9 protein-coding genes and 1 pseudogene are annotated in these 13,418 nt (G+C 36.0%); 9 read left to right on the plus strand and 1 reads right to left on the minus strand.

Annotated elements, in window-relative coordinates:
- Window positions 1-3 precede the first annotated feature (3 nt).
- The 9 genes and pseudogenes from JN080_RS22010 to JN080_RS22050 all read left to right on the plus strand — a co-directional run bounded on the left by JN080_RS22010 (window position 4) and on the right by JN080_RS22050 (window position 10,660).
- Window positions 4-1,977, plus strand: coding sequence for a VirB4 family type IV secretion system protein (locus tag JN080_RS22010; protein WP_256238124.1), 1,974 nt, complete (start codon window positions 4-6; stop codon window positions 1,975-1,977).
- Window positions 1,978-1,992: 15 nt separating this feature from the next.
- Complete coding sequence (locus JN080_RS22015) at window positions 1,993-3,336, plus strand: type VII secretion protein EssB/YukC (RefSeq protein ID WP_256238125.1); 1,344 nt, start codon at window positions 1,993-1,995, stop codon at window positions 3,334-3,336.
- Window positions 3,337-3,342: 6 nt separating this feature from the next.
- Window positions 3,343-4,392, plus strand: coding sequence for a bifunctional lytic transglycosylase/C40 family peptidase (locus JN080_RS22020; protein ID WP_256238126.1), 1,050 nt, complete (start codon window positions 3,343-3,345; stop codon window positions 4,390-4,392).
- 12 nt (window positions 4,393-4,404) lie between these two features.
- Window positions 4,405-5,001 carry a hypothetical protein gene (locus tag JN080_RS22025; protein ID WP_256238127.1) on the plus strand — a complete coding sequence of 199 codons (597 nt, stop codon included), beginning with the start codon at window positions 4,405-4,407 and terminating at the stop codon, window positions 4,999-5,001.
- A 41-nt stretch (window positions 5,002-5,042) separates the two neighbouring features.
- On the plus strand, window positions 5,043-5,477 hold the full coding sequence (locus tag JN080_RS22030) for a hypothetical protein (protein ID WP_256238128.1): 435 nt from the start codon (window positions 5,043-5,045) through the stop codon (window positions 5,475-5,477).
- 1 nt (window position 5,478) lies between these two features.
- Window positions 5,479-7,074: a VirD4-like conjugal transfer protein, CD1115 family gene (locus JN080_RS22035; protein ID WP_256238129.1), complete on the plus strand. Its 1,596-nt coding sequence runs from the start codon at window positions 5,479-5,481 to the stop codon at window positions 7,072-7,074.
- The gene (locus JN080_RS22040) at window positions 7,071-7,562 is read left to right on the plus strand and encodes a hypothetical protein (protein ID WP_256238130.1); all 492 of its coding nucleotides are present in this window, start codon (window positions 7,071-7,073) and stop codon (window positions 7,560-7,562) included. The genes JN080_RS22035 and JN080_RS22040 overlap by 4 nt, the downstream gene beginning before the upstream one ends.
- 13 nt (window positions 7,563-7,575) lie before the next feature.
- Window positions 7,576-8,418 carry a conjugal transfer protein TrbL family protein gene (locus JN080_RS22045; protein ID WP_256238131.1) on the plus strand — a complete coding sequence of 281 codons (843 nt, stop codon included), beginning with the start codon at window positions 7,576-7,578 and terminating at the stop codon, window positions 8,416-8,418.
- A gap of 796 nt (window positions 8,419-9,214) precedes the next feature.
- Window positions 9,215-10,660: pseudogene (locus JN080_RS22050) on the plus strand (RNA-guided endonuclease InsQ/TnpB family protein).
- 124 nt (window positions 10,661-10,784) lie between these two features.
- Here the strand turns inward: JN080_RS22050 and pyk are convergent.
- Complete coding sequence (gene pyk, locus JN080_RS22055; protein ID WP_256238132.1) at window positions 10,785-12,548, minus strand: pyruvate kinase; 1,764 nt, start codon at window positions 12,546-12,548, stop codon at window positions 10,785-10,787.
- Window positions 12,549-13,418: the final 870 nt, after the last annotated feature.

The raw sequence follows: 13,418 nt of genomic DNA on the forward strand, positions 1-13,418 counted from the left end.
CTCATGCCCTTTTCTTTAGCAACACTTTTTCCATCAAGAAAACGTGAAAAAAAACCAGCAGAAAAGGTAGAACAAAGCCATCAAGACTTCTTACAGGGGGTTTTAGAGACCGAAGAGCTTAATTCAATCTATCCTTTTGTTTGGAAGGAAAATAAGAGTTTCATAGAAAGTGGTGGGAACTTTATTAAAGTGTTAGCAGTTGTTTCTTATCCCAAAGAGCAGAAAGGGAACTGGCTATCTGACTTGAAACGCTTGAAGGGGAACATATCTTTTGTCCAATATCTAGAGCCTGCTAACTCTGAGGGGATGATTCATTATTACAATGATTCTATTAAAAATAAGGATGCTGAACTATTAAAAACAAGAGATCCAGCTACGCGTATCAGGTTACGATCAGAACTGGATAGTGCTAGATACCAACTTAATCAGGTTTTAACAAACCGTTCAAACTTTATGTATCTTTACACATACATTTTCATTCAGGCTACATCCTTAGAAGATCTAAAGGCCTTAGAAGATAACGTCCAGAGGATTCTTACAAAATTAAGGATGAAAGCTTTAAATCCTCATTATGCTACTCCCATGGCTTTCTGGTCGGCTTTACCTTTAGGGGATAATCAATTAAAGGATTATACATATCAGATGTGCAACAGTGAAACCGCCTCTTCCTTCTTCCCTTTTGATGACTCAGAAATATGTTATTTATCCCCAATGTCTCAGGTGGAAGGGATTAACAAGACAACCAATTCATTAGTAGCAATTGATTATTTAGATACACAGCGTACCTTAAACCAAAACATGGTCGTAATCGGAACTTCCGGTGTTGGTAAATCGACCTTTATGGTTCAGAAAATCCTTCGCTGCTTCGCAATGGGAATTAAAGTGTATATTATCGATCCGGAAAATGAGTATTCCCATATCGTGAAAATTCTCGGTGGAGAAGTGGTCCACCTCAGCAGTAATAGTGCAACAAAAATTAACCCTTTGGAAATATTTTCAACAGAAATTACAGACACAGAAGATTTTAATAATGAAGCAGAGTTCATTAGAGATCTTGTGAAACAGAAGGTTCAACGCCTTAAGGCGTTTTTCAAAGTTTTAAAAGCCGATTTAACACAGGTAGAAAGCAGTATTTTAGACAAGACCTTAACAAATCTTTATAATCGCTTTTCAATCAATGAAGGGAGTGATTTTAAAAGTCTCAAATCGACTGACTATCCTATTCTTGAAGACTTTTATCATGACTTAGAGGACCTAAAGCAAAAGGATATCGAACGGTATGAAAAAATCCAAGACTTTTATTTCATATTAGAGAGTTATGTTCATGGCTCAAACTCACTATTTAACGGCCATACGAACGTGAATATCAATAACTCGTTATTCTCCTTTAATTTAAAATCTCTTCAAAATGAAGTGGATGTGCAGGCTGCTTGTTATTTTAACATTTTCGGCTTTCTCTGGGACGAAATAACAAAAGAAAAAGATGAGTTAATTTATCTATTTATTGATGAATTTCATTTCTTATCAAAAAACCCTGATTCTATGAGGTTTTTCTATCAAGCTTACAAGCGGTTTCGAAAATACAATGCTGGAGCAATTGCAGGAACACAACAAATCATAGATGTTCTTGATACGGTTGATAATCTAGGGGCAGCGATGATTGAAAACAGCCACACAAAGGTATTTTTTGGTCTAGATAATAAAGGTGTGGATGATGTAGTAAAAAAGATAAATCTTTCCTTTTCTGATGAAGAGATTTCCCTATTACGGGCAAAACGGCAAGGAGAAGCGTTAATTACATATGGATCACAACGTGCTTTTATTAAGGTTGAGTTAACACAAGAAGAGCTTCGTATTTGGAATAAAAAGCGGTATTTTGAAAAGTACGGGTTGGATCCTAACGAAATCCCGGACTATGAGGCTAGGATTGAAATGACTCCGATTGAAAAAGAAGAAGTTCGAAATTTCGTTTTGTAAAGGAGGGGTCTAAGAGTGAAAATCCAATTATTCGAACACGGAACGTTGATAATTCGCCAGGATAAGTACTATCATTTCGAAATACCTGAAAACAAAGTGTTGGCTGAGCGCCCGGAAGATTTAGCAGATCTTTTGGAAGAATCCCCTTATTTCTTTCCCTTAAATGGTATAAAAAAAGAAAACGATCGATTTATTCTGGATTATGTAATGGAGGAAGATTACCAACCACTTATTATAGCAAAAGAATATTCAAGTGTTTTACGTCTCGCATTAATAAATGAGTTGTTGGAGATGGACCCTTTAAATACGGTAAAAGAGAAAGTATTGATTCACCCTAGAAACATTTTCTTCAAAGATATGAAAACACTAAAGTTTCTATACAGAAGCAATCAATGGTTGCCCTATGATGAACATCTGAAACTAGAACAATACAAAATTTTAATGATCTCTATGTTTTCACGTTTCTCCTATGAAAAATATAAACGAGAAAAAGATAATCTCTTGAAAAAGGAAAAAGATGAATTCCTTTTTCGAATTGAGAATGCTAAGTCCGTGGTGGAGTTGAAGGAATTGGTTTCTCAGAGATTACAGATGGAGGAAACACAACATTTCCTTGGTTTGGAAACGGAACAGCAAAAAGTGAAGAAGCAAAAAAGGATATTGGCCTATTTATCGATTGGGGTTTGTTGTGCCGCTTTTGGTTTAGCCCTCTTCCTCCAACAATCAGCTGTAAATAAAGTTCAAACGGTCTATGCGATGGAACTTCAAAAAGCTCAACAAGAAACAAATTTGTATAAATTATTAAGTGAAGAAAAATACGATGAAGCAATTTCGTTTTTGAAAAAAAATGGCGGTAGTAAAAAAGAGCTGGCGAATGTGTACTTTGAAAAAGGCGAGTACCAAAATGCGATTGATACCGATAAAGCTTTAATAAAACCTATTGTAGGAGCCCTTTATAAAGCGAATAAGAAGGATGAAATATTAGGGTTGGAAGCTGAAAGTGATTATCTAAAGATTGAAAAGAAAATAATCACTTATGATTACAGTTCTTTGTTATCCATGCAAGCATTTGTAAAAGATCAAGACCAACAACTTCGAATAGGGAAAACCTTTGCTGAACATGGTGATCTTGGGGATGCTAAAAGCTTAAACGATAGACTGAAAAGTAAAGATTTAGAATCCATGATAAGAAAAATAGAATTGGAACAACAAGTAGCTACATTGAAGCAACAAATAAAAGAAATTAACGATAATGTTAATGTAGCACCAGAAGAAAAACAAAAAGAGTTGGATCCCAAAAACAAGGAACTTGAAAACGTAAAAGCCAAGATAGAGAAAATCAATAAAGGAATGGGGTGAAAATAAGTGGCAGCAACCGCCGCTGTTAAAGGAACCGTTTTTGTTGTTCGAAACTGGAGAGAAATAACAATAGGAATCGTTTTTGCATTAATTTTAATGGTAGGTTTGTTGATTGGAGTGAATACCTCTCAGCAACAGCCTATCGGAAACATTGATTCCCCTTTTGGCGTTGCGAATGTTCCAACAAATATTACGCAGTGGAGGGGGTTAGTAAGTGAATATACAATAAAGTATGGAATTCCAGAATACACGGATTTCCTACTTGCTCTTATGTATCAAGAAGTAGGGAATTCTCAAACGTTGGATATTATGCAAAGCTCTGAATCTGCCGGGCTGCCACCCAACTCGATTCAAGATCCCGTGATTTCCGTCAATTTAGGTGTTCAACATTTCAAATCAGTGCTAGAACATGGGCAAAAAGCAGGTGTAGATTTTGCGACGATCGTTCAATCTTACAATTTCGGTTCAGGTTACATAAATTTTATTGCTTCAAATGGTGGAAAACATTCCGTTGAATTAGCTCAACAATTTTCTTTAAACCAAGCAGCCAAACAAGGGTCAAGTTGTTCGGACTGGAGAGCTCCCTACTGTTATGGTGACTATATGTATGTACAAAAAATCATGAAAAATCTCATGCCGATTTCGGTAGATGGTGGGAATGTGTCCCCATTAGGGGAACAGCCATTTAATGCGATTATACAAGAAGCACAAAAATACGTAGGCTGGCCCTATATGTGGGGAGGTGCTAGCCCTACAACAGGATTTGATTGTTCAGGTTTTACGCAATGGACGTTTACGAAGGCTGGCATAAAGTTGCCACGCACGGCTCAACAACAATATGATGCTTCTTCTAAAATCCCATCAGCAGAAGCTAGGCCAGGTGATGTTGTCTTTTATACTGGAACCTATGAGACAAACCAATACATCACACACGTAGGCATTTACATGGGAAATGGAAAAATGTTTGATTCAAATGGTTCTGGCATAGGAATTCATGACATCAATTCTCCTTACTGGAAATCACATTTGGCTGGTTTTGGTCGGGTGGCACATTAGGAGGGAAACATCTTGAATAAAATACTGGCTACTTTTTTGGGAATATCGATACTAGCAAATTTGATCTTGGGTTTGATGTACGTTGGTCAGAGAACAATGGTTACCAATGCAGAGGAAAAAAACAAAGAAACCAAGAAGCAAATGGTTCAATTAAAAAGTGAATCGCATAAAAAGGAAAAAGCGCTACATACCTTTCAACAGAATGAAGCCTATTATGAAATCGAACATAGTGAACAGGTTAAAAGTTTTATAGATGAAACTTTTAGAGAATTATTTAATTATAACAACCAAAATTATGCTGCACGTTTTGACCAAGTCCATAACAAACTAGCAGAGTCTGTTATTTCAAAACTAAAGGCATCAGGAGAAACGGGTAGTACACAAATTGAATTCAACAATGAAGTAAAAACGTTAAATGTTTATTTAAGCGCCATTGAAAAAGACCAAGCAAAAGCCCTTGTAAAGATGGAAACACAATACTCAGTAGGAGGAAGCCAATTCCCAAGAAAAAATCAAATGTATGAGGTAACACTTGTTCAAAATGGAGATAAATGGGTAGTTGATAAATTGGAGTTAATGGGAGCCTTCGAACCCTTTGAAGAGAACTAAATAAGTAGTGATTTGTTGGTAATTAAAAAGGAGGGAAACCAATGAAAACGGTTGGAATACGTCTATTGTTAACGTTCTTTTTAATGGTCCTTCTTGAATTAATTGTAATAAATGTAGCCGGAATTCTTCCGTTTATTGCAGCACACAAGGCAAATATATCTAGTGCTCCTTATATGGAATTCTTAATTGAAAACCTACTACATCCGATTGAAAAAGCTATTCTTATGATTGAAGACAAAAATCCCCTTTTCTTTTTAGGTAATGGGGCAGTGGTCCTAGTATCCTTCTATGTTACTTTTTTTATGAATGGTGCCAAAGGCAAATATCAGTTAGCAGACAAATATGGTGTTCATGGTTCGAGCAGATTTGCTTACAAGAATGAAATATTTAAACAGGGTGAGACAGTTGGAGTACCAGTTAATCAGCTTTTGAAAGATCTTGAAGCTAGTATGTTAGATTCGAAAGGGGAGCAATGATATGGCTGTTGATTATATGAATAGTAACGGGATCATATCAGGTATTTTGAATAAATCCGTTATCATACAGCCAACGGATTCAAACCTTCCAAACCGAAACCATTTCGTAGTCGGTGGTCCTGGTTCCTCCAAAACACAGGGGTATGTCGTAACCAATGTATTACACGAAAAGGTATGTTCATTGGTGATAACGGATCCCAAGGGGGAGGTCTATGAAATGACTTCAGAAGTCAAACGCAGGCAAGGCTATGAAGTCCATGTGGTGAATTTTTCAGAAATGGAGTACTCAGATCGCTATAATCCTTTTGATTATGTTCGAGAGGAAATCCAGGCTTCAACAGTTGCGAATGCCATTGTTGCTTCTAAAAATGATCCGAAACGAAAAGATTTTTGGTACAATGCGCAATTTAGTTTGTTAAAAGCGCTAATTTTATATGCAGTTCATGAGTTGCCACCAGATCAACGAAACATGACCGGTGTATTAGACTTCTTACAAGAATTTGATCCAGAAGAAAGCAAAGATGGAGCAAGTGAGCTAGATGAACAGTTTTTAAGACTTGAAAAATCACATCCCGCAAGAAGAGCTTATGATTTAGGATTTAAAAAATCTCAAGAAAAGACTCGCGCAAACATTATTATTTCTTTGCTGACAACAATTGGAGATTTTACTTCCAGCTCTGTTTCAAGATTTACGAGCTTTTCAGATTTCTTTTTAGGGGATGTAGGAAAGAGAAAAATCGCTTTATATGTCATTATTCCAGTCATGGATTCAACATGGGAAGGCCTGATTAATTTGTTTTTTAATCAAATGTTTCAGGAGTTGTATAAAGTCGGTGCTCAAAACAGGGCAAAGCTACCACAACCGGTGGTTTTTATATTAGATGAATTCCCGAACTTAGGGAAGTTCCCAGACTATGAAAAGTTCTTAGCAACCTGCCGTGGGTATGGAATCGGGGTTCTAACGATCGTCCAAAATATCACTCAATTACAAGAAAAGTACGGCCGGGAACAAGCAGAATCCATTTTAGGTAACTGTGGAACGAAAATTTGCCTAGGAAATGTAAATGAAACAACCGCAAAATACTTTTCGCAATTAATGGGGAAAACAACTGCAAAATTCGAAACGGGTTCTTCCTCAGAATCAAAAGGACACTCGTCAAGCACTTCTTCTTCATCAAGTTATTCCTATGCAGCACGTAATCTAATGAATGAAGACGAGATTTTAACCATGCATAAGGACGATTGCGTTATCATCATCACAGGAAAACACCCAATAAAGGCAAAAAAAGCGTATCAATATCTCCTTTTTCCAAATGTTACAAACTCATTTTATGTTAGCCAATTAGACTACCAAAATAGCTCTTCACAAGAAGTGTTAGACTGGTTTGAAGAGATAAAAGATGAACACGATAATTACATTCAATCGATTGATTATAAAGTAGCATTACAAAAAGCTGAAGTTGAATTACATGAAAAACAGGTAAAAAAAGCTGAGAAAGAAGCTGAAAGCCAAGAAGAACTCGCGATGAGTTTTTTTTCTCAAATGAATTCCTCCCCTAATGCCAATCCATCAAAAGAAGGGAGCTCTTTAAGATGAAAACGAAAATTTTGTATGTATTCGTATTAATGTTAAGTACATTTCTAGCGGCTTGTAATGGAAGTGGTAATCAATTTGATCCAAAGGTTGAACAGGAAAAGGCCACTAAAGTAATAAACGGTGTTTTAACTTCATTCAAAGATGAAGAAAAGTTAGGTGAGGGAAAAACTCGTGATGAGGCAAATCAAATAGTATGGGAGAAGTTAAGAAAAAAGAATACAAAGGCAATTTCTAATGATTTGAACGGAGAAGGGCAAAGAAGGTTACTTTACCTTTTAACTACTAACAAAGCTGAAGATTTATCTAATGGCGGAACAAAATCAAATTTACTTTTTTCTCGAGATACTAAAGATAAAAATGTGTCTGTTAATGAATCGGATAAGACGTTTACTTTTGATATTGAACGTAGTGGAATTGATCATAAATTGATTACTTTGGAAAAGCAAGACAATACATGGAAAATTGTAAAAGTTGAAGACCCTAAATAAGAGGTGAGTAAACTTGTTTAATTTTAAAGAAAAGATTGTTGAGGCCATCCAAGGGATGTTGCAGGATTTTATTGAATGGTCTCTACTCATGTGTAATGATTTGTTATTAAAACAAAATCCTGAAATTCAGTTCTTTACAGCAGTCAATAATTTCTTGCTAGCCTTAACCTCAACTATTGCGGTAACGATCGTTTTATATAAAATTATCGAGGTCATGTCAAAAAACGCTGCTGGGGATGCCATTTCATATGGTCCTGTTATAGTGAATACGTTAAAAAGTGCCTTACTGATACCAGCGATGCCTTTTATTCAGAAGATCTTGTTAGAACAAGTCGCTTATAATATGGGAAACTGGATGATTGGAGAGGGAAGTAAAGTTAGCGAAGCAAAAATTGAAGAGATGTTTGTCCCTAGTAACTTTGCGGCTCTTCATTTCCAAGGTGCGGCACTCCTTATCTTATTAGCTGTTTTTGCAGTAGCATTTATTGCATTCTTATTCTCAGTTGCCATATTTCATGCCGATGTCATGTTCTTATATTTATTAAGTCCTTTGGCCTGCGTATCGGTTATAGCGGATGACAATGAATACTTAGGAGTATGGTGGCGTGAATTACTTAGCCAAATCGTTACCATCCTTGCAAAAGTATTTCTATTTGTGATTGCTCTTAGTATTTTAATCAATGAAAATATTACATTTCTTAATTTTCTTTTGCTCATGGGGTGCTGTATTCTCCTTATTAAAAGTCCATCGGTACTTCGAAACATGTGGTATTCATCAGGTTCTGGAAGAGGAATGATGGGGGCAATGGGTGGAGCTACAAAGCTTGCTGCAAGAAGATATTTAGTAAAAAGATAAAACAAAGGCGACATTAAGGTCGCCTTTGTTTTGCAAGAATAATCATTTTAAAATATATGTCAACATATATTACATAGTATATTATGTCTTATATATTACGTATAATATCGTTGACCATATCATCATGTATATTATCATGCCACTCTTCAAGAAGATAAAGATATTGCTGTAAAATCAGCAATCGAGTATACTTTCTTTGAAAATTGGAGTTAAATAACACATATCGGCTGATTCTAAGGGATATAAAATGTTTCCTTTTGGATCAGCCTTTTCTTTAGAATTTTTGAACAAAAAATATATCTTAATTGGAAAACACAAGTTGCAGAGGTGACTCCATTGCCTCCTTTGTTATGCTATGGTAATACCGTGTAACCGTTTAGAAGTTATGACTATACCAATGCTATAGAAGACTTATTTTTAAAGATTTCAAATGTAGCGGTCGGAATTATTTTATTCTTTATTTTACTGTTTGGAGATATGTTTAAGTATACAATCTTGATAAGTTTTATTTATGATGAAAAATTTGTCGAGACAGTATAAATTTAACGATCCTAGTTAGTTTTGTATTAATGTGGTGGATAGGAAATGTTTTGTTGTGAAGCGTCCCTATCGACAGTTGGAAGGTATACAATCAGAATCCACCCTGTGATTTCTATATGGTGTATGTTTTTTATGAAATTCGAAAGAACACCCGTGATTTTTCAATCGTGGGATGAATTTCGAATGTTTGTTCTCATTTTTAGTGGACGCGTCCTCTCTCCAAAAGGTATATATTGAAGTTGAAGGAGGTGGAAAAGTGTACAGTACTTACCAAATTCGAATCAAAAAAGGACATCGGATTCTATAAATATTGTGATGAAATGTGTTTTAATGGTAAAAATTTGTTCAATATAATAAACTTCTATATCCGACAGATTTTTACTGCCGATAACAATGAAAAAAGGCATGAACTTCAGAAAGAAATTTTAGAATTGATCGATTTTCATTTGCCTGAATTGAGTCAAGTAAAGGGTAGAATATGTGGAAAAAAGAAAGCAAAAGGAACTAAAAAAACCTAATGATGAACGAAAAGAAGTAAAAGAAGCTGTTTTGTTTGAAAAACCACCGAAGAAGAAAAAATTCATCGGATATGGTTTTTTAGATGCACTTTTTAAAGTAAGCAAACAGGTAGATTATATCGCCCTACCAGGTCAAGTAAACCAACAGGTTATGAAAGTCGTCTTTCAAAATTGGAAGTCCTTTTTTAATAGTCTAGACTGTAAAGTGAACACTCAAAAGTATACAGGAAGGCCTAAGTTGCCAAAGTATGCCCCTAAGGCGGGCGAAAAGAATGTACTTTCTCAAATCAAGTATGCGTCCTCAAAAATGATAAATATTTGAAGTTTCCTTTAACCAAAGAACAACTAAATATAGGTGAGTTGAGTGCAAAAGGGAATTTGCAGCAAGTTCGTATTATCCCATCATACAATGAATACACAGTTGAATTAGTTATGAAAGTTGAACCAATTCAGAAATCAATGGAATTGAGTAAAGAGTACATAATGGGTATTGATTTACGTGATTGTCTTGCAACCATTGCAGATAATACAGGTCTTCGACCTGTTATTATTAAGGGCAAAGTAATCAAAAGTATAAATCAATATTACAATAAGCAAAGAGCATTTTTAATAAGTGCTCTAAGACACGAAAAAGATCCTAAAGAGGGTTTGCATAAAAGCAAAAGCCTGAACCGTTTAGACCAAACTCGCTTTGCTAAAGTGAAAGACTACTTCCACAAAACAAGTCATCTTATTGTGAAAACAGCTGTAGAACGAAAGGTAGGCAAAATAATCATCGGGATAAATAAAGGATGGAAAGACAATGTTGAAATGAGGAAAAGCGACAAACAAAATTTCAAATTTCTCCCCTATTCTCTATTAATCAAAATGATTACATACAGGCCGGAAGGTTAGGAATTGAAGTAATTGAGCAAGAAGAAAGTTATACTTCCCAAGCGAGTTTAGTTGACATGGATACGATCCCAATTTACAAAAAGGGTGAAAAGAACGAAACAATTTTTAGTGGAAAAAAAATCACAAGGGGTCAATATCGAACAAAAGAAAAAAAGATACTTCATGCCGACGTAAACGGTGCATGAAATATCATTCGAAAAGTAGTTCCTGATGCATTTGCAAAAGGAATAGAGGGCATTGTGGCGTGCCCACTAATGTTAAGCATCAAGTGGATGATACAGATACATTAGAAACCCGTTACTTTAGTGATGGGAGGCTCATCCTGTGTTGAAGAATAATTACCGCTTATTATCTATAAGACCGGACCATTCTATAATATATTTAAGAAAAAGAAGTGGAAATTCCCTTCTTTTCTTATAAAATACTGGCGTATCCGTTATAAATGACACCTCTAGTTGCATCAACTGTAACTTCTTGACCTTCTTTAAAAAGCTTCAGCGCATTTTCAACTCCAACGATTACCGGGATTCCTAAGTTTAAACCCACTATAGCTAAGGGGCTAGTTAACCCGCCTTCTTGGGTGATTAATGCACTGCATTTTTCAATAGCAGGAAACATATCACGATCAGAACCGGTTGTGATTAAAATGGAACCCGGTTTTACTTTGTCAAGTGCTTCCTGTGCATTGTTAGCAAGCACCACTTTTCCAAAAGCGGATTTTTTTCCAATTCCCTGTGCTTTTGCAATGATATCTCCAACTACATGTATTTTCATTAAATTAGTTGTACCAGCTTCGCCAACAGGTACACCAGCAGTAATCACAACTAAATCACCATGCTTTACAATGCCACTATTTAAACTTTCTTGAATGGCAATATCAAGAATTTCATCGGTTGAAGTTACCTCTAAACCAAGTTTTGGGTAAACCCCCCATACAAGAGATAAGCGTCGTGATACAGAAGCATTACCGGTCACTGCAACAATTGGTGCCTTTGGACGGTACTTCGAAATCATCTGAGCCGTATGGCCACTTTCCGTTGGTGCGATAATAGCATTCACTTCAAGATTTATAGCTGTATGTGCCACCGACTGACCAATTGCATCGGTAATGTTATGACCTGTGTCTTTGCTGCGGCTTGACAGAATTTCTTTATGATCTAATGCTTGTTCTGCTCTTGAAGCAATATTATGCATAGTTTGTACTGCTTCGACTGGGTATAAACCAGCGGCTGTTTCACCAGAAAGCATAATGGCATCGGTGCCATCAAAAATAGCATTTGCCACATCACTTGCTTCGGCACGTGTTGGTCTTGGATTACGTTGCATGGAATCAAGCATTTGCGTTGCAGTAATAACCGGTTTACCTAGAGCATTACATTTCTTAATAAGCATTTTTTGGACAAGTGGTACTTCTTCTGCTGGGATCTCTACCCCTAGGTCTCCACGGGCAACCATTAGACCGTCTGAGACTTCAAGGATTGCCTCAATATTGTCAACACCTTCCTGATTTTCAATTTTTGGAATAATATGTATTCCCGCTGCATTATTTTCTTCTAACAATTGACGGATTTCCAATACATCTTTCGCATGACGGACGAATGAAGCAGAAATAAAATCGATACCCTGCTCAATTCCAAAAATAATATCTTTCGTATCCTTTTCTGTTATACCAGGTAAATTGACAGAAACACCTGGTACATTCACACCTTTTTTATTTTTTAATGTACCACTATTTAATATTTTTGTATGAATTTCGCCTGCAGCTTTATCAATATTTGTTACTTCCAGACCAATTAAACCATCATCCAATAGAATTTTTGATCCACTATGAACATCATCAATTAATCCAGGATATGTAATAGAGAACTTTTCAACGGTGCCTTCTACTTCTGTCATTGAAACAATCACATTTTCTCCAGCGTTTAGCTCAAGTGTACCACCTTGCATATTATGGGTACGAATTTCTGGTCCTTTTGTATCAAGCAAGATGGCTACGGTTTTACCAGTCAATTTTGCTGCCTCTCGAATATTTATTATCCTTTGTCCATGATCTTGAAAATCACCATGTGAAAAATTCAATCGGGCCACATTCATTCCTGAATTAATTAATTGTGTTAACTTTTCAACGCTTTCACTTGCTGGTCCAATTGTACAAACGATTTTTGTCTTACGTAACATCTACATTTCCTCCTTTAGGCATTTAAATTCTTAAATGGATAATTTCTTAGCAAGGTTACAAAGATCAAAGCCAAATGAATGTTTTCGTTCTAGGGCATCAGTAAAGCTGTAATCAAAGAGCTTGTTATTATCAATTCCTAAAGCACTTAATTATCTAGCAATGACTTATGCACGGGTCGATCGTATTCTCGAGATAATACCGGCGACTAAGGACCATATTAAACGCTTGAAACAGGACATTATGTTTCGTTTGTGTTGTGGATATTCCTTTTCTTATCAAATTCCGTCAGAAGTATCTTTTTCTCGTCTTATGTCTAAATTAAGTGGATCAAATGCCCTTGAATTGATTCAAAATCTTCACACCTTTTAGCCATTCAAAAAGGATTTGTTTGGATAAAGCTGTGGCCATTGATTCGGCTCATTTGAGTCCCGAGATCGTTCCATCCCCAAGATAAAAAGCCTTAGTGCGAACTAAAAAAGCGTGGACCTAAACCAAAGACTGAACAAGAAGCCTTTCAACTTGAAGTACAGGAACGGAAAAGTCAAAAGTTTATCTATGAAAAAAAGATAGAAGATTAATTGCCTTAAACCTATATACCCGCTACTAGTCTAGTATGAATGATGGAAAAGCCGCTATTCCTCTCTTCAAAGGGATTCAGGAAAGGCTATCTTACTGAACATTCAATATGGTCTTATGGGTGCCTTGAATGATTTTGTGCAGATCTATCAACAGTTATTGAGCATGAAAGTTCATGGGATTATTGTCTATAATAAGTGCAACGAAGGAGAAATGATTGGTTTGGATGAACACTTATCCTCGACATGCGTGAGAGAGCACTCTTATCGATTTGAAAGTTACGATGGAAAATA

Source organism: Bacillus sp. EB600 (assembly GCF_024494385.1).
In the GTDB taxonomy this organism is placed as follows: domain Bacteria; phylum Bacillota; class Bacilli; order Bacillales; family Cytobacillaceae; genus JAEVLT01.